This is a genomic window from Streptomyces natalensis ATCC 27448, assembly GCF_000935125.1.
In the GTDB taxonomy this organism is placed as follows: Bacteria; Actinomycetota; Actinomycetes; order Streptomycetales; family Streptomycetaceae; genus Streptomyces; species Streptomyces natalensis.
In genome coordinates this window covers 734,334-757,281 of the sequence record NZ_JRKI01000061.1, presented here as the reverse complement: position 1 = coordinate 757,281, position 22,948 = coordinate 734,334, and the positions used below count along the sequence as shown (strand labels likewise).

The 22,948-nt window shown below is 69.5% G+C and carries 19 protein-coding genes and 1 pseudogene; 9 read left to right on the top strand and 11 right to left on the bottom strand.

The window, feature by feature from the left end:
- Positions 1 to 24 precede the first annotated feature (24 nt).
- The 6 genes from mgt to SNA_RS34055 form a co-directional block, all read right to left on the bottom strand.
- The gene (gene mgt / locus SNA_RS34075; RefSeq protein WP_044368156.1) at positions 25 to 1,236 is read right to left on the bottom strand and encodes a macrolide-inactivating glycosyltransferase; all 1,212 of its coding nucleotides are present in this window, start codon (positions 1,234 to 1,236) and stop codon (positions 25 to 27) included.
- A 193-nt stretch (positions 1,237 to 1,429) separates the two neighbouring features.
- Entirely contained in the window at positions 1,430 to 1,702 is a 273-nt protein-coding gene (locus tag SNA_RS34070; RefSeq protein WP_030062779.1) for a hypothetical protein, read from the bottom strand.
- On the bottom strand, positions 1,699 to 2,052 hold the full coding sequence (locus SNA_RS34065; RefSeq protein WP_030062778.1) for a DUF6247 family protein: 354 nt from the start codon (positions 2,050 to 2,052) through the stop codon (positions 1,699 to 1,701). The genes SNA_RS34070 and SNA_RS34065 overlap by 4 nt, the downstream gene beginning before the upstream one ends.
- Before the next feature lie 226 nt (positions 2,053 to 2,278).
- On the bottom strand, positions 2,279 to 2,917 hold the full coding sequence (locus SNA_RS42930; protein WP_157880165.1) for a hypothetical protein: 639 nt from the start codon (positions 2,915 to 2,917) through the stop codon (positions 2,279 to 2,281).
- Between the two features lie 35 nt (positions 2,918 to 2,952).
- A complete protein-coding gene (gene msrA, locus SNA_RS34060; RefSeq protein ID WP_030062777.1) occupies positions 2,953 to 3,618 on the bottom strand; it encodes a peptide-methionine (S)-S-oxide reductase MsrA in 666 nt (221 codons plus the stop codon).
- A 231-nt stretch (positions 3,619 to 3,849) separates the two neighbouring features.
- Entirely contained in the window at positions 3,850 to 5,001 is a 1,152-nt protein-coding gene (locus SNA_RS34055; protein WP_044368154.1) for a hypothetical protein, read from the bottom strand.
- Positions 5,002 to 5,190: 189 nt separating this feature from the next.
- Between SNA_RS34055 and SNA_RS34050 the strand changes: the two genes are divergently transcribed.
- Positions 5,191 to 6,351 carry a cystathionine gamma-synthase gene (locus SNA_RS34050; protein WP_030073189.1) on the top strand — a complete coding sequence of 387 codons (1,161 nt, stop codon included), beginning with the start codon at positions 5,191 to 5,193 and terminating at the stop codon, positions 6,349 to 6,351.
- Positions 6,352 to 6,678: 327 nt separating this feature from the next.
- Here the strand turns inward: SNA_RS34050 and SNA_RS34045 are convergent, their stop codons facing one another.
- Positions 6,679 to 7,179 carry a MarR family winged helix-turn-helix transcriptional regulator gene (locus tag SNA_RS34045; protein WP_030073187.1) on the bottom strand — a complete coding sequence of 167 codons (501 nt, stop codon included), beginning with the start codon at positions 7,177 to 7,179 and terminating at the stop codon, positions 6,679 to 6,681.
- Between the two features lie 294 nt (positions 7,180 to 7,473).
- Here SNA_RS34045 and ilvA point away from each other — a divergent pair, with 294 nt between their 5' ends.
- The 3 genes from ilvA to SNA_RS34030 all read left to right on the top strand — a co-directional run bounded on the left by ilvA (position 7,474) and on the right by SNA_RS34030 (position 11,395).
- Positions 7,474 to 8,811 carry a threonine ammonia-lyase gene (ilvA, locus tag SNA_RS34040; protein WP_078970378.1) on the top strand — a complete coding sequence of 446 codons (1,338 nt, stop codon included), beginning with the start codon at positions 7,474 to 7,476 and terminating at the stop codon, positions 8,809 to 8,811.
- A 384-nt stretch (positions 8,812 to 9,195) separates the two neighbouring features.
- Positions 9,196 to 10,350 carry an ATP-binding cassette domain-containing protein gene (locus SNA_RS34035; protein ID WP_078970377.1) on the top strand — a complete coding sequence of 385 codons (1,155 nt, stop codon included), beginning with the start codon at positions 9,196 to 9,198 and terminating at the stop codon, positions 10,348 to 10,350.
- Positions 10,351 to 10,585: 235 nt separating this feature from the next.
- Positions 10,586 to 11,395 carry an ABC transporter permease gene (locus SNA_RS34030; protein WP_044368153.1) on the top strand — a complete coding sequence of 270 codons (810 nt, stop codon included), beginning with the start codon at positions 10,586 to 10,588 and terminating at the stop codon, positions 11,393 to 11,395.
- Between the two features lie 62 nt (positions 11,396 to 11,457).
- Here SNA_RS34030 and SNA_RS34025 read toward each other — a convergent pair whose 3' ends face one another.
- Positions 11,458 to 11,964 (bottom strand): hypothetical protein, encoded by a 507-nt coding sequence (locus SNA_RS34025; RefSeq protein ID WP_044368151.1) that lies wholly within the window; start codon positions 11,962 to 11,964, stop codon positions 11,458 to 11,460.
- 236 nt (positions 11,965 to 12,200) lie between these two features.
- On the opposite strand from SNA_RS34025, the gene SNA_RS40785 reads away from it, so the two are divergent.
- From SNA_RS40785 to SNA_RS34015, 3 genes and pseudogenes are all read left to right on the top strand, one after another.
- Entirely contained in the window at positions 12,201 to 12,830 is a 630-nt protein-coding gene (locus tag SNA_RS40785) for a DNA polymerase (RefSeq protein ID WP_078970376.1), read from the top strand.
- 108 nt (positions 12,831 to 12,938) lie between these two features.
- Positions 12,939 to 15,029, top strand: coding sequence for a recombinase family protein (locus tag SNA_RS34020; RefSeq protein ID WP_157880164.1), 2,091 nt, complete (start codon positions 12,939 to 12,941; stop codon positions 15,027 to 15,029).
- Positions 14,966 to 15,765, top strand: a pseudogene (locus SNA_RS34015) (ABC transporter permease). The gene SNA_RS34020 and the pseudogene SNA_RS34015 overlap by 64 nt, the downstream one beginning before the upstream one ends.
- Before the next feature lie 171 nt (positions 15,766 to 15,936).
- Here SNA_RS34015 and greA read toward each other — a convergent pair.
- Positions 15,937 to 16,434 (bottom strand): transcription elongation factor GreA, encoded by a 498-nt coding sequence (greA, locus tag SNA_RS34010; RefSeq protein ID WP_030073803.1) that lies wholly within the window; start codon positions 16,432 to 16,434, stop codon positions 15,937 to 15,939.
- Between the two features lie 461 nt (positions 16,435 to 16,895).
- A complete protein-coding gene (locus SNA_RS34005) occupies positions 16,896 to 17,306 on the bottom strand; it encodes a DUF4307 domain-containing protein (RefSeq protein ID WP_030073802.1) in 411 nt (136 codons plus the stop codon).
- 144 nt (positions 17,307 to 17,450) lie between these two features.
- On the opposite strand from SNA_RS34005, the gene mca reads away from it, so the two are divergent.
- The gene (mca, locus tag SNA_RS34000; RefSeq protein ID WP_030073801.1) at positions 17,451 to 18,323 is read left to right on the top strand and encodes a mycothiol conjugate amidase Mca; all 873 of its coding nucleotides are present in this window, start codon (positions 17,451 to 17,453) and stop codon (positions 18,321 to 18,323) included.
- A 4-nt stretch (positions 18,324 to 18,327) separates the two neighbouring features.
- The gene (locus SNA_RS33995; protein ID WP_044368149.1) at positions 18,328 to 18,573 is read left to right on the top strand and encodes a hypothetical protein; all 246 of its coding nucleotides are present in this window, start codon (positions 18,328 to 18,330) and stop codon (positions 18,571 to 18,573) included.
- A gap of 176 nt (positions 18,574 to 18,749) precedes the next feature.
- Here the strand turns inward: SNA_RS33995 and SNA_RS33990 are convergent, their stop codons facing one another.
- Positions 18,750 to 22,022 (bottom strand): tetratricopeptide repeat protein, encoded by a 3,273-nt coding sequence (locus SNA_RS33990; protein WP_044368389.1) that lies wholly within the window; start codon positions 22,020 to 22,022, stop codon positions 18,750 to 18,752.
- Positions 22,023 to 22,948 lie beyond the last annotated feature (926 nt).

The window sequence follows — 22,948 nt, the reverse complement described above, 5'->3', positions numbered from 1 at the left end:
GTCCGAAAGGTACTGCTGGTGCCCTTACTCGGCGGGCAATTCGGCCTCGATGAGGTCAGCCGCTTGCCGGGTGCCGCCCTCGGTGGCCATCTCCCGCTGGATGGCTGTGAGGCGGCGTCCCACTTCCGGGTCGGTGACGAGCGCGAGCACCGCCGCACGGAGGGTGGCGGCGTCCGCCTGGTCCATCGGGAGGTGGCGGGCCACGCCGAGTGCCTGGAGCATGTCCGCGTTGCCGAACTGGTCGACGGCCTGCGGGACGGCCACCATGGGTGTGGCGGTGGCCAGGCCCTCCTGGCTGCCTCCTGCGCCGGCGTGCGTGATGAAGGCGTCGGCCTTCTTCAGGATCGCCAACTGCGGTACCCAGTGGTGTACTTCGACGTTCCCGGGGATCTCCCCGAGGTCTTCGGTGGTGACGTGCTTACCTACCTGGAGCACGACGTGCCAGTCCGGCAGGCCGCCGAACGCCTTGATGCACTCGCGGTAGAAACCGGGCTGCTTGGTGAAGGACGAGCCGAGCGAGACGAGTAGCACGCGCTCGGCGTCCGCGGGCCGCTCCCAGCCGCCCTGCGCCGTGCGGTCGCCCTGGCAGGCGCCGACGAAGGAGTGGACGTTCTCGTCGACCCGGTCGGCGTGCGGTTGCAGCGCCTTGGGGATGAGCACGACCGACCGGCCGGGGCGGCCGACGAACGGGTCGGGGTGCTGCGTGATCCCGTTCTCCGCAAGCCAGTTGGCGAACTTCTCGTAGTACGCCCTGCCGCGCTCGGTCGCCCTGGCCTCCGCCCACATCGGCTCGGCGACCTCCTCCTCGTACCCCTCCCATGCGACGAGGTTCGGCGAGAGGGAGATCGCGGGCACGCCCCAGCGGTGAGCGAGGACGCGCGCCGGATACGAGGTGATGTCATGCAGCACGAGGTCCGGCTCGTCCCCTTGATACGCCTCGATGAGTTGCGGCAGCGCCTGGATCGCGTCGTCCAGGAACGGCTCGACGTTGTCGAGGAGCGTGGTCCCCCATGCCGACGGGTCGCTGTCGGGCGACGGCAGTGTCGTGCCGTACAGGACCGGCTCGGCACCGGTCTCGGTGACCTCCTCCTCTAAGCGGGGAGGAATTGCGTAGGTGACGCGGTGCCCTCGGGCGACGAGCTCCCGGATCACTTCGAGGCTCGGGTTCACATGCCCGTAGGCGGCGATGGAGAACATGGCGATATGGGCGCGCTTGCCGTGCTTGTGGGTCGTCATGCCCTCACACTAAACGAGACGAGACGTCTCGTTCAATTTCTTTTCGGGCCGCCGCTTCGTGGAACGCCAGTCGCCTTCGGCCGGAGCCACGCCCACCGGGCAACTCACACCCCTCCCTACGAGGGCGCGCCGGCAGGTGACCGTCCTCGTAGTGGGCGGTGGATGGGGCCGCTTGGGCGGTGGACGGGTCCGCCTACAAGTCCTGGAACGGCGGCACAATGCGGACGATCACGATCAGGCTGTCTCTTGGCGCCACCAAGAAGGAGAACCAGCCGTCTGCCGCGTCCATGCGACGCAGGCCGCCCGGTCGGGGGCCGTTGCCGAAGTCGCTGACGTCGACCCCCATCCCGGCCAGCTCGATCAGCTGCCCTGCCAGACGCTCCACTTCGGTCACCACGTGAGCGGGGATGCCGCCTGCCACATGAGCATGATCCGGGTCGTACTCCCAGCGCCAGTCGGTGCTCACCGCGGCGGGAGGGCGAGCGCGGCGTGTGCGTCGTCAAGGATCTTGCCGATCGCGGACGCGGCGTGCCGAGCCTGCGTCGCGTCACCTGTCTCGGCGGTGTCCTCCCAGTGACGGAGTTCTTTCGCGAGGTTCGGCTGCCGCTGAATGTGCACGTATACGGCCCACTGGGCGATGAACCGCTGGAGCGGGGCCAGGTCGGAAGCCTGGCGGGAGTGATCGGCGGCCTGGTCCAGTTCTTGGGTGAAGGCAGGCAGGGCGGCGGGTGCGATCTGCACGACGGCCTGGCGGAGGGCCGTGACGGTGGCAGGCGGCTGAGGGATGAGTGGCTGCCCGGCGGCGGAGGTGGTCATTGCTGCTCCCATGGGCGAGATTCTGATCCCTGGGAGCAGCGTATCGAGTGCGGGTCCGACCACATCGCCCGAACGTGTGAGGACCAAGCGATTCAGGTTCCAGCGGGGGCGATGTCGAGGGGTGGGAACGTCACCCGACGGGTCACCGAACTTGACCCCCGTCCCGCTCAGCCCGCAGTACCCGTTCGGGTTTTCGGCGCCCGAAAGGTACTGCCGGTGCCCTTGCTCAATCGTCAAGAGGGGCCGCTGCGGCGTACGCGACGAGGTCCGCGAAGCGCAGCCATGGGAGCACGTGCATGTTCAGAGGCGCGTAGCCCGGACGAGTAAGGCCGCGGATGCCGTGGATGGTGTCGACCAGTTCCTCTTTTGCCGGGACGTCGAGGCGGCCGAGGGCTCTGAGGTACGAAGAGGCGCAGGCGTCGAGCCGGGCATGCAGGTCGGCGAGCGCTCGCGCCTGGGCGTCAGAGGAGAGTGACTCGTCGGGGTACGGGAAGCGTTGGAACGCCGAGTGACGGTCTGCGACGGCGGCGATCAGCCCCAGTCTGGAAGGTGCCGTTTCACTCGGCCAGCGAGGTCCACGCAGGTTGGCTGTGCCGGAGGCTCGCGGAGTTCGTCGGCCGGCCGACTTCTCCGTATGACGGCGAGCAGCGAAGTTCGCCACGTCATTGAGCTGGACTGCTCGGCTCTCCTCCAACGTCTCCAGTGCGCGCAGCAGAGCCGCAGGGTCCCTGCGGAGATCGGGGGAGGGGCGTGCCGTCGCAGCCAGGTAGGCCCAGGTCGCGTTGAAGCCGAGCGGGCAGTAGTGCCCGACGGCACACCTCAGCGCAGTGTGTCGTCGGGCGAGTGGCAACTGCTCGTTGCGCACCCTGCGCGCGTAAGTCCTGAAGCCCACGGGTGATGTCAGTCGTCAGTCTTGGCCACGCCGATCGGGCAAGAGACCCCCGTCCCCCCGATCCCGCAGTAACCAGCCGGGTTCTTGTCCAAGTACTGCTGGTGGTACCCCTCCGCCGGATAGAACGGCCGCCCCTCCGCGGGAAGGATTTCGGTGGTGATGTCGCCGTAGCCGGACTTCTGGAGGATGGTGCGGTAGGCGTCGCGGGAGGTCTCGGCGGTCTGTTGTTGGGCGGGGGAGTGGGTGTAGATGGCGGAGCGGTACTGGGTGCCCACGTCGTTGCCCTGGCGGAAGCCCTGGGTGGGGTCGTGGGATTCCCAGAACAGCTTCAGCAGGGACGTGTACGGGACGATCGCGGGGTCGTAGACGACGCGGACGGCCTCGGTGTGGCCGGTGTGGCCGGTGCAGACCTCTTCGTAGGTGGGGTGGGGGGTATGGCCGCCCTGGTAGCCGACGAGGGTGGTCCACACGCCGTCGGTCTGCCAGAACTTGCGCTCGGCGCCCCAGAAGCAGCCCAGGCCGAAGTCGGCGGTCTCCAGGCCCTCGGGGTACGGGCCGAGCAGCGGGTTGCCCAGGACCGTGTGCCGGTCGGGGACGGTGAAGTCCCGCTCGGGGCGGCCCTTCAGCGCTTCCTCGGGGGTGGGGAGGTGGGTCTTGAAGCGGGAGAACAGCATCGGGATCAGGCTCCAGGGGCGGGGATGTGGACCGGGGAGGGAGGGGACCTTGGGTGCTGGGTGCTGGGGACGTGGACGGGAGTGGGGAGGTGGAAGGGCAGTGAGGGCGTGGCTATCGGGGCAACGCCCCGGCGCCGGGGCGCATTCCGTCCATGCGCATTCCGTCCGTGCGTGGTCCGTCCGTGCGGGTCTGTCCGTGCGGGGCCCCGTAGCGCCCCGCACACGGGCCACTCAGTGCCCCTCCGGCGGGAGGTCCGCCGGCGTGCCGCCCATCTGTTCCCAGCCCGCGATGGCCAGCGCCCGATAGGCCGCGTACTCGGCGGCGGGGCTGCGCCCGTAGGACCACGGGACGGCGCCCACATGGCCGTCGACCAGGCGCAGCTGCTCCATGGCCTCCGCGTAGCGTTCCGCGCGGACCAGGAACCAGACCAGGAGATGGCGGACATGCGGGGCCATCGGGTGGTCGGCGGGAGCCTCCCGCAGCGCGTAGTGGGCGCCCTCGACGGCCCGCTCGATCACCGCGCTCTGATACAGGCCACGGACCAGATTCGCCTCGGGAAGATGCTCGTACACCGCGAACAGCGGCAGCGCGGGCAGCAGACTCCCGGCCGGCGCACCCGCCGCCGCCCGCTCCGCGAACGCCTCCGCCTCCTTGCGGGACCCGTGCCACTTCTCCGACCAGTACGGCAGCGCCGCCAGATGCGCCCCCATGTGGTGCGGCGCGCGCTGGACGACCTCGGACCACAGCTCCTCGTAGTCGGCACGGCGCTCGCCCAGGCCACGCGCGACCGCCAGCTCGGTGAGGTACGGAATCGGGCTGCCGGGCGCCAGCAGCGCCGCCTCCCGGCAGACCGTACGGGCCTCCTCCAGGATCATGCGGAAGTCCTGCGAGCCGGGATCGCGCAGCGCCTGGAGGACGAGGAACTGGGCGTGCGTCTGGGCACCACCGGGATCCTTGGGGGACTCCAGCCGCCACGTACGCAGCCAGATGCCGCCGGTCCGCGGCCCCGCGCCGGGCGAGGCGTCCGGCGCCCCCTCCCGTACGCCCTCATGCGCCAGCTCGAACGCCGCCGACCCCGCCAGCGTCTGCACCCGCTGCCAGCGCAGCTCCCAGTTGTCGCCGGTGGCCTTCAGCAGCTCGGCCGCCGGCCGCCAGTCGCGGGTACGCCGTACCTCGGCCAGCGCCTCGTCCAGCTCCTGGTCGGGGCCCGGCAGGCGTACGTCGAGCTCGTCCAGCGGCACGAAGCCGTAGCCGGCCATGGGGTCGGTGGCCACTACCAGCCCCTGCCGGGACTGTGCCACGGACCGCCGACGTCGCATCCAGGGCAGAAAGACGAAACCGCCGAGCGTGATCGCGGCGAGGAGCACGAGCAGAGCGTCCATGTGGGGTGTCCTGGTCGGAGGGAGGAGGGAGGAGGGGGGAGGGAGGAGGGAGGGGGAAGTGGGGATCGAGGGGATCGGAGGGATCGGAGGGATCGGGGGGATCGGAGGCAGACGGTCGTATGTATCACTCTCCAGCCAACCAGAAAGTTCCGGAAACACGGACCGTGGAGCCGACTACCCTCGGCAGACATGAGCGATCTGCGCGACCAGCGCCCCCAACATTTCGAAACCCTTGCCATCCACGCAGGTCAGGAGCCCGACCAGGCGACCGGCGCGGTGGTACCGCCCATCTACCAGGTGTCCACTTACAAGCAGGACGGCGTAGGCGGGCTCCGCGGCGGCTACGAGTACAGCCGCAGCGCGAACCCCACCCGTACCGCCCTGGAGGAGAACCTCGCCGCCCTCGACGGCGGCCGCCGCGGCCTCGCCTTCGCCTCCGGCCTGGCCGCCGAGGACTGCCTGCTGCGCACCCTGCTGTCCCCCGGCGACCACGTCGTCATCCCCAATGACGCCTACGGCGGAACGTTCCGCCTCTTCGCCAAGGTCGTCGAGCGGTGGGGCGTCGAGTGGTCGGTGGCCGACACCTCCGACCCGCAGGCCGTCCGCGCGGCGCTGCGGCCCCGTACGAAGCTGATCTGGGTGGAGACGCCCAGCAACCCGCTGCTCGGCATCAGCGACATCGCGGCCCTGGCCGGCGTCGCCCACGACGCCGGCGTCCGGCTCGTCGTCGACAACACCTTCGCCAGCCCCTACCTCCAGCAGCCGCTCGCCCTCGGCGCCGACGTGGTCGTCTACTCCACGACCAAGTACATGGGCGGACACTCGGACGTCGTCGGCGGCGCCCTGGTCGTCAACGACGACACCCTCGGCGAGGAACTCGCCTACCACCAGAACGCCATGGGCGCCGTCGCCGGCCCCTTCGACGCTTGGCTGGTGATGCGCGGCATCAAGACCCTCGCCGTACGGATGGACCGGCACAGCGCCAACGCGGCGCGCATCGCGGAACTGCTGACCTCCCACAAGAAGGTCACGCGCGTCTACTACCCGGGCCTGTCCGAGCACGCCGGCCACGAGGTCGCCGCCAAGCAGATGCGGTCCTTCGGCGGCATGGTGTCCTTCCAGGTGGCCGGCGGTGAGCAGGCGGCCGTCGAGGTCTGCAACCGGGCCAAGCTGTTCACCCTGGGCGAGTCCCTGGGCGGCGTGGAATCCCTGATCGAGCACCCGGGCCGGATGACCCACGCCTCCACGGCCGGGTCCGCCCTGGAGGTCCCGGGCGACCTGGTGCGTCTGTCGGTCGGCATCGAGTCGGTCGAGGACCTGCTGGCGGACCTTACGGAGGCGCTCGGGTAGGGCCCTCGGGTACCGCCCTCTCGGGGCGGGGAGGGTACGGCTCGGGGCCGTGCTCACCCCGCCCCTGCCGCCCTGCTCCTCAAGAGCTCGGGGGAGGGGGAGGGCGGTGAGCTCCTCGGCCGGCCCGCTCGTACGGGTCCCCGCCGCGCGACCGGTTCCAGGCCGCGTACGTCCGCGGCAGCGCGCCGATGAGCAACTGCCCGGCGGAGCAACTCCCCGGCGGCCGGGGCCGGTTGGCCGTCGGGCTCGCCGGTCAGCAGGACGGCGGCACGCAGCAGCGGCCCCGCCGCGCCGGCCTTCGGCGCCCGACGCAGGCCCGCACGCGCGTCAGGAAGTCGGACCCGCCGGTGTGAGGGACGAGGTGAGCGTGGCGAGGGAGGCGTTGAAGCGGGTCAGGAGCGCGCAGAAGGCATCGCGGTCGCCCTCGGACCAGTCCTCCGTCACCAGGGCCATCAGCGCGCGGCGCGAGGCCCGTACCTCCTCCAGGCGGGTGTGGCCGCGCTCGGACAGTTCGAGCACCACGGCCCGCCCGTCCTCGGGGTGCGTCGCCCGGCTGACCAGCCCGGAGTCCACCAGGGGCGCCACCTGCCGGGTGACCGTCGAGGAGTCGATGCCCATCCCGGCGGCCAGGGCCTTGACCCCCATCGGGCCCTCCTGGTCGAGACGGTTGAGCAGCAGATAGGCGGCGCGGTCCATGGAGTTGCGCGCCTGCCCGACGCCACCCAGCCGGCTCTGCTCGGCGCGGCGGGCGAAGACGGCCACTTGGTGCTGGAGCGCGTCCAGGAGAGCGGTGTCGGGGTGGGTCGTCATGTCCGGAGGGGTGGGCATGGCCGGGAGCTCGCTTCATGGAGGTGCGTACGGATGGGAGGACAGCGTACGCGGACCCGGCCGGGACGGTACCGGCCCTGCCGTACCGATAGCAGGCCGTGAGACGGCCGAGACCGTTCCGCGCCGTACGGGGCGAGGTACGGCGCCCTGGCGAAGCATCACCCGGGCTGCACCCTGCACCTCACCCGCACCTCACCCGCACCTCACCCGCACCTCACCGGCGCAGCGCCCCAACGGCGGTCTCGCCATCCGGTCGAAAAGGCCCGGAGCAGGCCGAACTGCAAGACTGACGACATGGCCGATCACCCGCCTCGTGAGCCTCGTACGACTCGTACGCCTCGTGCGCGACGTACGCCGCAGGACGCCCCCGCCGCCGAAGCCCCCGCCGACGCCGCGGCCACCGGCGGACCGGACGCCGAGGACCCGATTGCCGCGATTACGGTCGATGACGTACGCGCGGCGCACAAGCTGCTCTCCGGCGTCTCCCGCGCCACCCCCCTGGAAGGCAGCCGCTACCTCTCCGGCCTGGTCGGCTCCCCCGTCCACCTCAAGTGCGAAAACCTCCAGCGCACCGGCTCCTTCAAGATCCGCGGCGCCTACGTACGCATCTCCGGCCTCTCCCCGCAGGAACGCGAGGCCGGCGTGGTGGCGGCCAGCGCGGGCAACCACGCGCAGGGCGTGGCGCTGGCGGCGTCCCTGCTGGGGGTGCGTTCGACCGTCTACATGCCGGTGGGCGCGCCGCTGCCGAAGGTCGCCGCGACCCGCGAGTACGGCGCCGAGGTGCGGCTGCACGGCCAGGTGGTGGACGAGACGCTGGCCGCCGCCCAGGAGTACGCACGCGAGACCGGGGCGGTGTTCATCCACCCCTTCGACCACCCGGACATCATCGCCGGCCAGGGCACCCTCGGCCTGGAGATCCTCGAACAGTGCCCGGAGGTGCGCTCCATCGTCCTGGGCATCGGCGGCGGCGGGCTGGCCGCCGGGGTCGCGCTGGCGGTCAAGACGCTGCGGCCGGACGTGAAGGTGATCGGGGTGCAGGCGGCGGGCGCGGCCTGCTACCCGCCGTCGCTGGAGGCCGGGCACCCGGTGGCCATCGAGAGCCTCACCACGATGGCCGACGGGATCAAGGTCGGACGGCCCGGCGATGTGCCGTTCCGGATCGTCCACGAGCTGGTGGACGAGGTCCGTACGGTCACCGAGGACGAACTCTCCAGTGCGCTGCTGCTGTGCCTGGAACGGGCGAAGCAGGTCGTGGAACCGGCCGGTGCGAGCCCGGTGGCGGCGCTGCTGTCGCACCCGGAGACGTTCGAGGGGCCGGTCGTCGCGGTGCTCTCCGGCGGCAACGTCGACCCGCTGCTGATGCAGCGCGTCCTGCGCCACGGCATGGCCGCCGCCGGTCGCTACCTCTCGCTCCGGCTCCGCCTGACGGACCGCCCCGGCGCACTGGCGACCCTCCTGGGCGTGCTCTCGGAGGCCGACGCCAACGTCCTTGACGTGGGCCACGTACGGCTCGACCCGCGCCTCGGCCTGACCGAGGTCGAGGTCGAGATCCAGGTGGAGGCCAAGGGCCCCGAACACTGCGCCGAGGTCAGCGCGGCCCTGCGGGCGGCGGGGTATTACGTGATCGCGTAACGGGACGTGATTTCCCGATTTCCCGGTAGCCCTATCGCGATGTATCGCGTTCGGAGTACAGTCCAGCCTTGCAGTCCAGCCTTGCCTCGTGCCACGCATCGTCGGTTCGGATTGGCTCGGCTCGGGGTCGGCTCGGGTCGGTTCGGTCGGTTCGAGTCGGTTCGAGTCGGTTCAAGTCGGTTCGGTTCGAGGTCGGCTTGGGGTCCGCTTGGGTCGACTCGGGGTGGCGTAAATGCCCATAGGGCGCACAAAGGATCAAAACCATAACATTCGACGCATTCGCTAGGTTCGACGCGTCCAGCACCTGCACGATATTCAGCAGATTCGATCCGAAACATACGCAATACGGAAACTGGAACGCACCCAAACCATGGGGGTACCCACATGCCAGGCGCCATTTACGCCGAAGGTCTGGTGAAAACATTCGGTGACGTACGGGCTCTGGACGGCGTCGACCTCGATGTACCCGAAGGCACCGTGCTGGGGATGCTCGGTCCGAACGGTGCAGGCAAAACCACCGCCGTACGGGTCCTGACGACCCTGATCCGCCCCGACCGCGGCAGGGCCGAGGTCGCCGGGATCGACGTGCTCGCACACCCCGACCGCGTGCGCCGGTCCATCGGGCTGTCCGGTCAATTCGCCGCCGTGGACGAGTACTTGACCGGCCGAGAGAACCTCACGATGGTCGGCCGACTCTACCAGATGAGCGCCCGGGACGCGAAGCGGCGGGCCGCCGAACTGCTGGAGCGCTTCCACCTCGCCGACGCCGCCGACCGCACGGCCAAGACCTATTCCGGCGGGATGCGCCGCCGCCTCGACCTCGCGGCCGCGCTGGTCGTCAGCCCGCCCGTGATGTTCATGGACGAGCCGACCACCGGCCTGGACCCGCGCAACCGCCAGCAGCTGTGGGACGTGATCCAGGAGCTGGTCGCGGGCGGTACGACCCTGCTGCTGACCACGCAGTACCTGGAGGAGGCCGACCGCCTCGCCCACGACATCTGCGTCGTCGACCACGGGCGGGTCATCGCCCGCGGCACTTCCGACCAGCTCAAGGCGCGTACGGGCGGCGAACGGGTCGAGATCGTGGTGCACGCCGCCGAGCACATCACCGTCACCGAGCAGGTCCTGCGCGGCTTCGGCAAGGGCGAGAGCGCGGTCGATCCGCACACCCGCAAGATCACCGTCCCGGTCGCCGGCGGCGCCAAACTGCTCGCCGAGATCATCCGCGAACTCGACAGCCGCGGCGTGGAGATCGACGACATCGGCCTGCGCCGCCCCACCCTGGACGACGTCTTCATCTCGCTGACCGGCCATGTCGCCGAGGCCACGGACGGGAGCCGCGAGGCCGGAGGGGACGGGGAAGGCGGGACAGGCGATAAAGGCGGGAAGGCGGCCGGTGCGGGCGCATCGGCCGCCGCTCAGGAAAGGGCCGGAGGGGAAACGGCCGCCCTACGGGAAACGGCCGCGCGGGAGACGACCGTGGCCCGAGAGGCGGCCGACGGGGATTCGGCCGACGCCGGCAAGGAGGGTGTGAAGTGACGACAACGACCTCGACGGCCCACCCCGAGCCCCGGGCGCCGCGACCGGCCCCCGGCCCGCGGCCGCGCGGCGGAATCGGCCGGTCCGTACGCGACTCCCTGGTCGTGGGCAAGCGCAACCTCATCCGGATGAGGCGCATCCCGAATCGTATTCGCCCAAGTGGGCTAGGTTTCAGCTCGCCGCACAGCCGAGGCATGCAGGTCAGTGGGCTGAGAGCCCAGAAGGGGCAGGCGACATGAGCGGCATGAGCGATTCCCTGGTCATCGCCCGACGGAACGTGACTCGCATGGTCCGGATCCCCGAGGTGCTCGTTTTTGGGCTCATCCAGCCGATCATGTTCGTGGTGTTGTTCAGCTATGTGTTCGGTGGCTCCATCAACATCCCAGGTGGGGGCCACGGCCCCTCCGGATACCGCGAGTTCCTGATGGCGGGCATCTTCGCGCAGACCGTCACGTTTGCCACGGCCGGAGCGGGCGCGGGCATCGCCGACGACATGCACAAGGGGCTGATCGACCGGTTCCGGTCGCTGCCCATGTCCCGGGGCGCCGTGCTCACCGGCCGGACCCTGGCCGACCTCGTACAGACCGCTCTGACGCTGGTGGTGCTGGCCGTGGTCGCCGTGCTGGTCGGCTGGCGTACCCACGAAAACGTCGCCAGCGTACTGGCAGGATTCGCACTGCTGCTCCTGCTCGGCTACGCCTTCTCCTGGATCGGCGCGCTGATCGGCCTCACGGTCCGTACACCCGAGGCCGCCACCTCCGGCGGGCTGATCTGGCTCTTCCCGCTCACCTTCATCTCCAACGCCTTCGTGGCGGTCAAGGGCATGCCGACGTTCCTTCAGCACATCGCCGAGTGGAACCCGTTCAGCGCAACTGTGGCCGCGTCCCGGGAGCTGTTCGGCAACACCAACGGACAGGCCGTGAAGTCGGTGACCGGCGCCTGGCCCATGGAGCACCCGGTGATCGCCTCGATCCTCTGGTCGGTACTGATCATCGTGGTCTTCCACACCCTCGCGGTGCGCAAGTATCGGTCGGCCACCGCCTGATGACGAAGAGGGCCGCTGTCCGACCGGACAGCGGCCCTCTTCTCAGCTGCGATCCATACGACCTATTCGGGGCAGTAGGGACCCTTCGTGGAGGAGCGATACAGACTGTCGATCGCCTTGTTGTTCTTGTCGTAGGCCCAGACCGTCGCGTAGTACAGGGCGTAACCGCACTTGACCGACCCCGTCATGACCCCACCGCTTCCGATGGTGTCGGTACAGGCGCCCCCCATCGGCTTGGTGCCGGTCATGGTGCTCAGCCATATGTTGACGCAGATCTTCTTCATCGCCGCCCCGGAGAGGGCTTTGTAGTCCGCTGTTGCGTAGAGGTAGTACTGGCCGTTCTTCTTTTGCTGCGTGAGCTTCGGCGTGTACGTGAAGCTCTTCTGACCGGCAGCCCCTGCCTCGGCCTGTATGGCCGATATCGCGGAAGCCGTAACGGTCCTGGCGTCCTGCGCGGCGCTTGCGGGAGAGGTACTGACTCCCAGCGTACCGAGGGCGAGACAGGCGGCCGCGGCCGCCGAGGTGCCCAGGCGGCGGGAGCGGCGAGGTCGGTTGATGGTGCCAGACATCTTGTGTCCTCCTGTCGTGGTCAGCGACGGGGATGAGTGATGGGCACAAGGGATCTTTCTGGGTACTCCGGGCCGTGTCAACGCATTTTTAACCGCTACCTTGGCCCCTTGCCCGACTCTCTTCGGGCAGGAGCAGCAGGAAGGATCAGTACGGAGGCCAGCAGTTCAGGCCGTGCCGCCCACCGACAGCCGGGGGCACCAATTTCACCGTCTGCTTCGGTGGCGGCTGGAAGGCCATTGTCGAGCAGTACGGCGTCTCAGAGGTCGAAGCCAAGAAGGCCGTCAAGGCGTTCTGGGAGACCTACCCCGGCGTCAAGCGCCTCGCCGAGCGCCTTCAGCGTGAGGCCCGCCGCACCGGTTACATCTACACCGGCACGGGCCGGCGTCTCCCAGTGGATCGCGACCGGATCTACGCCGCCCTGAACTACTTCATCCAAAGCACATCGAGAGACATCACGGCCCGAGCCCTGATCGAACTCGATCGGGCTGGATACACCGAGTACATCCGCCTCCCGATCCACGACGAGCTGGTTTTCAGCTTCCCCAGGGAGCAGGCAGCGGAGTTGGCCGAAAAGACAGCCCGAATCATGGAGATGACGGTCAAGGGCCTCCTCGTCCCGGTTGATGCCGAGGTCGGCGAACGGAGCTGGGGAGGCGATAGCGGCCGGTGTCCCCCACACCCTCGCTCAGGAGATGGCCACGGACTACTGGGTCAAGGAAATGCATCCAGAGGTCGCTGCCGTTGGCGACGACTCGGACGACGAGTGACCCCGGGGGAGGCGCAAGAAGGCTGCGAGCCCGCTCCCGGCGATGTGGTGGCTCGTTGGCGGGCAACTGAGGGACGGAAGCTCAGGAGATGTGCCTAGCCCGCCTGTTGTTTGGACGCCTTACCGATGATGCGCCCTGAGAAGTCGAGTTGACATCTGGCCACTCGACCAGCAATCCGTTACCTGTACGCTTCAGGCATCACATGGGTGACCCCGGCGGTGCTACCAACACCCCGGGGTCTGGCCAGTCACGAGAGGACTGACATGGGCAAGGGTACCCTTGCGCGCCGTCGCACGGTGCGTGGACTGATTCGTGTAGCTGTATACCTTCGCGTCTCCACCGCGAAGCAGGTCGACGGGTTCGGCCTGGACACCCAGGACAACATGTGCAACGCCTGGCTGAACTACAAGATCGGTCCGGGCAAGTACAAGATCGTCAAGGTCTACTCCGACGGTGGCGTCTCCGGAAAGAAGTCCTCCCGCCCTGCTCTGGACGAGATGACCTCCGACATGGAGAAGGGCCTTATCGACCTGGTCGTATTCGGCAAGCTCGACCGAATCGGCCGGACCATGGAGGACATCCACCTGTGGGTGTTCAACGCGACCAAGCACCTGAACGTGCGTGTCGCCACCGCTGACGGACGTATCGACAGCGACGACGAGCTGTTCGGCATCATGCTGAGTCTCCTCTCGTACATGGCCGAGCTGGAGCACACGCTGATCCTGGAGCGAACGGCCGGCGGCCGGGACCAGAAGCTCGCCGCAGGCGGCTGGCCGCTGGGCCAGCCTCCGTACGGCGTGCGCCTGGTCGGTAAGGGCAGGAAGGCTGTCCCTGCACTCTCCGAGGACGAGTGCACTGTCATCGCCATCGTTGAACACCTCATGGTGGATCTCGGGTACAGCCGCGATGAGGCTGCCGAGCACCTGAACGGCCTGGGCAAGCTCAGCCGGAACGGAAAGGAGTGGACCGGCAGCAACCTCGCCCAGCGCGTTGACTCCACCGCTCTGGACGGCTACGTCGAGTTCAAGATTTCCCGCACCTCCGAGGACGATGAGGAAGAGCAGTTTGAGATCTTCCGCATCGAGGTCCCGCGCCCGATCAGCGACCCGAAGCGGGTCGCCGCCCTGCGTAAGGCGCTCAACCGGCGGACGTTCAAGAAGAAGAACCAGAACCAGTACCTCTTCACGGGCCGGATGCACTCGGTGTGCGGGGGTTACTACACCGGGGGCAAGTCCGCGGAGTCACCCATCGGCTACTACCGGTGCATGGGCAAGCCTCTGGGACTGGACTGCCAGTGCCACGAGCTTCCCGCCCCTGACGTGGAGAAGCGGATCTGGACCGAGGTCGAAGCGCTGCTGTCCGACACTGCGAAGTTCCGCGACCTGGCCGCCAAGTGGCTCGGCTCCATCCCGGCCCGCGCTGAGTCCTACCGCAAGCGCCTCGCGGAGCTGGACGCAGAGATTGCGAAGAAGAAGGCCAGCCGCAAGAGCCAGCTCCTCGCGAAGATCACGGCCCTCTTCGAGGAGGAGCTTGGCGAGGGGGCCGGAGACGCCCTTGATGAGGACACCATCGCGGAGGTGAAGCAGGCACTCCAGCAGAAGGAGGACGAGCTGCACCAGGAGCGCGAGCGGGTTGCCCGCTGGCTGGAGGAAGCAGAGCAGCAGCAGAAGCGGGCCGACGAGATCATTCAGATCGTTGAGACCCAGGCTCCGTCGATGGAGTCCTTCACCGTCGAGCAGCGCCGTGAGCTGCTGGACCTGCTGGATATCCGGATCAAGGTGACCGGCAAGGGCCAGCCTCGCCGGAAGGGCATCGCTGATCCGTTGGCCGAGTGGCACCGCGAGACCGGGACGTTGATCCCTCTTGACATTACCGACGAGGACTGGGCGCGGGTGGATGACCTGCTTCCCGGATCCCGGCAGCAGCGGGCCCCGAAGCGCGAGATGTTCGCGGCGATCTTGTGGAAGCTGCGGACGGCCTCTCGGTGGAACGAGGTCGAGGTCTCTGGGAACTCGTGGAGCGCCGTGAGGCGGCGTGCTGAAGCGTGGCGGACTGAAGGTCACTGGGAAGCCGCCATGGAGGCTCTGAAGAGCTGCGAGGGCGTTCCTGCGCCTCCGTTGCTGGTACTCCCGCCGATGGAGGTGACCGGCAGCATCGACCCGAGGTTCGCGGCCATGGAGATGGAGGCCGAAGGCATGGGCTGCGGCCACGATCACTACGGGGAGGCGAGGAGCTGCGAGCACGGAACGGAGCGCAATCAGAACCAGATCCTCGAACACTCTTCCCCGAGGTGGTGATCTTTGGGCTCATCCAGCCGATCATGTTCGTGGTGCTGTTCACCTACGTGTTCGGCGGCTCCATCGTCATCTCGGGTGCCCCCTCGGGCGACGCCCAGGCGTACCGCGAATTCCTCATGGCGGGCATCTTCGCGCAGACCGTACCTTCGCCACGGCGGGCGCCGGCGCGGGCATCGCCGACGACATGCACAAGGGGCTGATCGACCGGTTCCGGTCGCTGCCGATGTCCCGCGGCGCCGTGCTCACCGGGCGCACCCTCGCCGACCTCGTCCAGACCGCGCTGACCCTGGTGGTGCTGGCCGTCGTGGCGCTGCTGATCGGCTGGCAGACGCACGAGAGCATCCTCTCGGTGCTGGCCGGTTTCGGCCTCCTGCTGCTGCTCGGCTACGCCTTCTCCTGGATCGGCGCGCTGATCGGCCTCACGGTCCGTACACCCGAGGCGGCCACCTCCGGCGGGCTGATCTGGCTCTTCCCGCTCACTTTCATCTCCAACGCCTTCGTGCCGGTCAACGGCATGCCGACGGTGCTCCAGCACATCGCGGAGTGGAACCCGTTCAGCGCGACGGTGGCCGCGGCCCGGGACCTGTTCGGCAACACCATCGCGGGCGTCCCGAAGTCGGTGACCGGCGCCTGGCCGATGGAGCATCCGGTGCTGGCGTCGGTGATCTGGTCGCTGCTGATCATCGCTGTCTTCCGAACGCTGGCGGTCCGCAGGTACCGGTCGGCGACTGCTTGAGCCAGGTACCGGCGGAGCCGGTCGCCGGCCGGCGGGGCCGGGTATCGGCCCGCGGGGCCAGGTATCGGTCGGCGACCGCGCCCCTGTTCTTCTCACAGCGAAGCGGCCCGGAGCGCTCCTCAGGCTCCGGGCCGCTTCATGCCCTGCGGGCGGCGGGGTGTGCCGCGGGCGTCAGCCGTTGTACGGCTTGGCCTCCATGATCTTCACGGTGGCCCTCTTGCCGTTGGGGAGTTCGTACTCCGCGGTTTCGCCGATCTTCTTGCCGTTCACGCCCGAGCCCAGCGGGGACTGCGGGGAGTAGGTCTCGATCTCCGAGCTTGCGTACTCGCGCGAGGCAAGAAGGAACTCAAGGGTGTCGTCCGGGTCTCCGTCGAACGCGATGGTGACGACCATGCCGGGAGCAACGACGCCGTTGGCGGCAGGGGCCTCGCCGACCTTCGCGGTCTGCAGCAGCTGAGTGAGCTGGCGTACGCGAAGCTCCTGCTTGCCCTGCTCTTCCTTGGCCGCGTGGTACCCGGCGTTCTCCTTCAGGTCACCTTCCTCGCGGGCCGCCTGGATCTTCTCGGTGATCTCGGCGCGGGCGGGACCAGACAGGTACTCCAGCTCGGCCTTGAGCTGGTCATACGCCTCCTGGGTAAGCCAGGTGACGTTCTCGCTGGTCTGGGTCACAGGTGCTCCTCGTCGGTACTGGGGATAAATCAAACGCCCTACCAGGAAGGTTTGCGCCTTCACAGGTGGGCGAAACCACGAGCCTAACAATTCCGGCACAAAACGGGGAGGGGGAATTCCACAGCGCACTCACAGCGACGCATCGTCGCTGCTCAGCGGCGGTCCGCCCGCGCGGCGCCCGCCCCCGTCGCCGGGCATGCCGGATGCGCGGCGTGAGTGACGTAGGGGGTGGGGTGGGAGGGGAGGGGGGAAGAGTCAGGTCCCGGGGCGGGGGGCGGCGGTCGGCAGGTGGTCGTGGAGGTCAGAGGTCGGTGGGTGTGGCCGGGGCGACCGGGGTAGCCGTGACGGTCAGCAGGTGGACGGGTCGGTCGGCGCGTGGCCTGCTCGGTCGGCGGGTGGCCTGGTCGGTCGGTCGGCGGGTGGGTGCCAGGAGGCCGTCCGGCGGGTGGGGCAGGCGCCCGTCAGTGGGTGCTCGATGCCTGGCAGCCGACCAGGAGGGCGTTGGTGGCCCGCTTGGTGGTGCGGATGGTGATGTCGGTGTTCACCTGGTCCGTGCGCTGGGCGATGGTGACGTCCTTGCGGCCCACCTCGGAGCCGTCCGCCGCCTGTGACCGCAGGGTGCACACGCCCCGGGCGTCCTTGTCCTTGATCACTTCGAGGTGGACCTTGACGGCGCTGTCGGACACCGCGTCCCAGGTGATGATGCGGCCGCTGAGGTCCTGCCCGGCGATGTACGAGGCGCCGGCCCAGCCGACGACACCGAGCAGGGCGACGCCCAGCACCCCGCCGATGATCTTGAGTTTGCGGTCCGTGTGCCGGTCCGCGGAGCGGCCGTAGCGTCCGTCCGGGAGCCCGTCGCGCACCGCCGTCATGGTCATTCCTCCTGGTACGGGGAGCGGGGCCGCCGGCGCCTCGACGGCTCTGGGCCCCATGGGAATACAGCGCCCCCTCGCTTCGGTCACTATAGGAGGCAACTTTCTGAGCCTGTCACCCAGCCTTTCACTGAGGATCGAGTCTTGACTGAGCAGCTGCGTTTGATGGCGGTCCACGCCCACCCCGACGACGAGTCGAGCAAGGGTGCGGCCACCATGGCCAAGTACGTGTCCGAGGGGGTGGACGTGCTGGTCGCCACCTGCACGGGAGGCGAGCGAGGTTCCATCCTCAACCCCAAGCTCCAGGGCGACCCGTACATCGAGGAGCACATCCACGAGGTGCGCAGGAAGGAGATGGACGAGGCCCGGGAGATCCTCGGGGTCACGCAGGAGTGGCTGGGCTTCGTCGACTCGGGGCTGCCCGAGGGCGACCCGCTGCCGCCGCTGCCCGAGGGCTGCTTCGCGCTCCAGGACGTCGAGGAGGCGGCGGGGCGGCTGGTCAAGCTGATCCGCGCGTTCAAGCCGCAGGTCATCACGACCTACGACGAGAACGGCGGCTATCCGCACCCGGACCACATCATGACCCACAAGATCACGATGGTGGCCTTCGAGGCGGCCGGCGACCCGGAGCGCTACCCGGAGGCCGGTGAGCCCTGGCAGCCGCTGAAGCTCTACTACAACCAGGGCTTCAACAAGCCGCGGACGATCGCGCTGCACGAGGCGCTGCTGGAGCGGGGCATGGACTCGCCCTACGGCGAGTGGCTGGAGCGCTGGAAGCAGTTCGAGCAGCGTGAGCGCACTCTGACCACCTACATTCCGTGTGCCGACTTCTTCGAGATCCGGGACAAGGCGCTGATCGCGCACGCCACCCAGATCGACCCCGACGGCGGATGGTTCCGGGTCCCGATGGACATCCAGCGCGAGGTCTGGCCGACGGAGGAGTACGAGCTGGCGAAGTCGCTCGTGGACACTTCCCTCCCCGAGGAAGACCTCTTCGCGGGCATCCGCAACAATTGACACCATGATGAGCGCGACCAGCACCCTCGCCCTGACGCACTTCGTCACCCTTGCCGACAGCTTCGACAAGGACAAGGTGACCCCCGGCGTCCTCGGCTTCATCGTCTTCGCACTCATCGGCGGCGCCGTGTGGCTGCTGATGAAGTCCATGAACAAGCAGATGAAGAAGGTGGACTTCGAGGAGGCTCCGGAGGCGGGCGAGGCGGCCGCCTCCGCCGCCCCGACGGTGCCCGCACCGAAGGCCGGCTGAGCCGAACCGGCTGACCGGCTTCCGGGCGCGCCCGGACGGGCGCGGCCGATGACCGGGTGGCGGTCGACGGCCGGCCGATGGGTTACGGCCGGCTGACCGGCCCGGCGGCTCGCTGACCCGAGCGGTCAGCGAGCCGTACCGGCGCGCTCGCACGGCGCCGCCCGCCGCCCGCGGTGTCATTCGGTGGCGGCCGGCGCGACGGCTATGCCCATGACCTCGCGGGCATGCCGGCTGGGCAGGACGCCGAGCCGCCATGCCTGCCATCCCGTTTCCGGCTCCACCCCGCGCTCCAGCAGCAGCGCGTACGCCTCGGCGCACTCCGTCAGCTTGGCGTCGCGCCAGTCATGCGTCTGCTGTACGAGCTGCGCCAGCTCCTCCTGTGCCACGGCCGTGCCCACCACCGAGCCGCCCGGCGAGGCGAAGGGCAGCAGTGTGCAGCGCAGGAAACGGGCCCAGTCCTCGCCGCGCCGGTCGCCGTATCCGGCGAAGATCCCCGCCGCCTCGTCGGCCAGCTCCAGCGCCTGCGCAACCCGCCCGTTGCCCGCGTCGATGATCACCAGCTCCAGGCACGACCACGCCTCGCCGTGCGGCACCGCGATCTGCTGGAAGTCCTTGCGGGCGTCGTGCAGCAGCTGCCGGGCGAAGCCGCTGTTGCGCAGCGAACCGGTCTGCGCGGCCCGCAGGTCCCGCGTCACCCGGCCCGAGTGGTGCCGGGCGCAGGCCAGGCCGTAGGCGTCGTGCATCCGGCTGAACATCGTCCGCGAACGCTCCAGCTGGCGCAGCGCCGCGTCCTGTTCGCCGAGTTCTTCCAGGGCCTGGCCCAGGTAGTACATCGTCCATGCCTCGCCGCGGGCGTCCTCGTGCCGTTGGTGCAGGGTGAGCGCCTGGCGCAGCCGGTCCGCGGCCGGGCCCGGGTCGCCGGCGACCAGCCGGGCGCGCGCCAGCTGCGTCATCGCCCACGCCTCACCGCGCTCGTCCTGCGTCCGCCCGTACAGCGTCATCGCGGCGCCCAGGGCCTCCTCCGCCTGCGGTACCTCGCCCCTGCGCAGATACACCTGGCCCAGCTGGAAGTGCGCCCATGCCTGGCCGTGCACGCTCTCGCTCGCCTCGTGCAGCTCCAGTGCCTCGCGGAGCATCGTCAGCGCCTCGGCGAGGTGCGCCCGGTCCCGCTCGACCGCCGCCAGGGCATGCAGCGTCCAGGCCCGGTCACCGTCCAGGTCCGGGCCGGACTGCATGGCGAGGGCCTCGCGCAGCTTGGCCGCGGCCTCGGTCAGATTGCCCTGCTGCTGGAGGGTGATGCCCAGATCGCGCAGCGCGCGGGCGGCGCCCGCCGGATGCTGGGCCTCGAAGTACAGGTCGACCACGGACGACAGCGTGGTGCGGGCCTTGTCCAGCTCGCCCAGCTGGCGGGCGGCGATTCCCGTACGCCACTGCACCGAGCGCATCAGCAGGCCCTGGCCGACCGCCCGGGTCAGCTCGTTCAGCTCGCCGAGGCGGTAGAGGTCGCCGCGCAGCAGGCAGTAGTCGGCGAGTGCGCCCAGCAGATGCGAGACCGTCGCCTGGTCGACGTCCTGGTCGGCGTGTGCCAGCGCGGAGGTGATGAAGCTGGACTCGTCGTCCAGCCATTGCAGGGCCGCGTCCAGCGAGGTGAAGCCGTGTGAGCCGAAGCGGTCGGCGCGGGTGGAGGTGCGGCCGTCGACCAGCCGGATGACGGAGTCGGCCAGCTCCGCATAGCCGCGGATCAGCCGCTCCTGGGCCGCGGTGCGCTCCTGTGGGGCCTCCTCCGCCGACAGCCGGGCGGAGGCGAAGCGGTGCACCAGGGTGTGCAGGCGGTAGCGCTTGCCCCGTACGTGCTCGATCAGGCCGGTCTCGGCCAGCGCCGTCAACTGCCGTTCGGCTTCGGTGTTCTCCACGCCGAGCAGGGCGGCCGCGGCGGCGGCGCCCAGGGACGCCCGCCCCACCAGCGCCAGGCGGCGCAGCAGCCGCCGGGACTGTTCGGGCTGGTCGGCGTAGCGCAGCGACAGGGCCCGCTCCACCGGGGTCGCCGAGGCGTACGAGGACAGCTCCGCCGCCAGCTCGGAGGGGGTGCGCGAGCCGAGCGAGGAGCCCGCCACCCGCAGTGCCAGCGGCAGGCCGGCGCACTGCTCGACGATCCGCTCGATCGCCTGCGCGTCGTACGGCTCCGCCTCCTTCGCCGGTTCGTCGGTCGCGGCCGACGCCCGCAGCAGCTCCTCCGTGGCCGCCGCGTCCAGCGCTTCCACCGGCAGCTGATGCAGCCGCGCGTCGAGGTCGTCGGGCAGCTCCATCGGCGCGCGGGAGGTGACCAGCACCAGGCTGTCGGAACGGTCCGGCACCAGGGTGCGCACCTGCTCCGGGTCCGAGGCGTCGTCCAGCAGGACCGTCACCGGCAGGCCCGCCACATGCTGGTGATACAGCTCGGTGAGCCGTTTGACGTGCTGGTCGGGGGAGGTCCGCTCGCGGAACAGCAGCTGTTCGCGGGGCGCGCCGAGCCGGTTGAGCAGATGCAGCAGGGCGTTACGGGTCGGCAGCGGCGTCTCGTCGGGGGTGTCCCCGCGCAGGTCGACCACGCACGCGCCGCGGAACTGATCGCGCAGCTGGTGGGCCGCCCGCACCGCCAGCGCGGTACGTCCCGAGCCCGGTTCACCGTGCAGGACCACCACCGTCGGCCTGGTCTCCGTGCTCGCCCGGCCCGCGTGCACCCACTGCGCGATCTGCGCCAGCTCCGTCCGGCGTCCCGCGAACGGGCCGTCAGGTCGGGGGAGTTGGGAGAAGGAGTGCTCCAGTACGGACCGCTGCCGGGCCGCCGCGCTCCGGTCCCCGCCCCGCAGCTGCGGTCCCCGGGAGCCCTTCGTCCCGCCCTTCTTGGACGTGGCGTCGCTCCGGGCCGCCGCCAGCATCCGCTGCTGGTCCAGGAACGGCCGGATGCCGCCGACCTCCAGCGCCGTGAGCCACTGGAGGCGCAGTTCCTCCGGGGCGGCGGACCGGCCCCGTTCGCCGGCCTGCTCGTGTGCCGCCGGCCGATGGCCCGCGGTCAGCTTCACCACCGTGGCCACGGCCCCCGCCACCGCCGCGGCGGCCCCGGCACCCAGCGCCGCGCCGGTGTCCGTGCCGTACGCCAGATCCGCCCCGAAGGCCGCCAGCGCCGCCACGGCCGTCACCGTCGCCGGAGTGCCCAGGCGGTTGCGCGACAGCCGCTCGGCCAGCGGTCGTTGGGCGGCCCCCGCCGCGTCCAGCGCCCGCAGATACGCGGTGTACTCCTCCGCCGCAGCGGCGGCGATCTCGTCCAGCGCGGCGCGCGCCCTGCCGAGCAGCGCGCCGCCGTCGAGCCGCCCGCCCGAACGCCGTACCTCTTCCTCCACGGTCCGTGTCAACAGCTCGTCCGCCTCCGCACGGTGTCCGTCCCGCAGCACGGTCCGTGAGCCCGTCATGGAGCCCGTCATGCGAATCCCCCTCCAGCAGGTGCAGCAGTTGCAGCAGTAGTTGTCGCTTTGCCGGTTGCGCCAGGTGTAGTCGTTGCAGCGATGGTTCGGATGGGCCGGATGTGGCCCTGGCGGTGATCGTCGCCGTACGCACAGTGTTCCGCGTCCGCGCGAATTCCGGCAGGGCTGTGGATAACCGTCCTGTGGACAGCGTCCGGACAGCTGCCTGCGCTCCCGGCGCACGGTGCCGCGGCGGGAGGGGGGATCCATGTCAACGGGGCGCGGGTTTCCTGGAGTTCACCGGAAATCCAGGCGCCCGACAGGTCGGCAACCCGCGACCGGCGTCATGTCGCACGCATTTCTCGCCATGTGAGACGACCTCCAAGTGGCCTGTTGGATACGGCAGTTGAGGGGTGGACGAAAGGGGAGCAAGCGGAGGGTTTGCGTCCGGAGCCGGGCGTGATGCGGTCGGTGTGTGCGCGGCAGTGGCCTCAGCAGCGCGTTTGCGGGCCACGGGGAGGCGGGCCGGTGGAGAAGCGTGACCGCCGGCAGCTCGGATACGGGCTGTCAGGCGCTCAACCTCGCTACGGTCGTGACGTGTCCTGAAGTCGACTGCGCATATGTGCGATTGGTTTTAAGATCGGTGACGTACCGGCGGGCTGCGGCGCAAGGCGGGCCACAGCGCGACTGCGTTGCCCGGCCCGGCCGGTTCGTAGACCACTTGGCTGACGGAAATGATCACTTGCCGTTCAGTGCACACATTCTTGGTTCAGATCAGATCGATAGTCGTTACTCAGACGTCCAGTTGACGATTTCGCGGATCGGCGCCACCCGTGCCGGGCGAACGTCGACTTCTGGTTGACAGGAAAAAAATCCATGCCCGCAGTGTTAGCTCGATGCACGATTCGTTCATTGGTCGACGGGGGAGCGTCGAA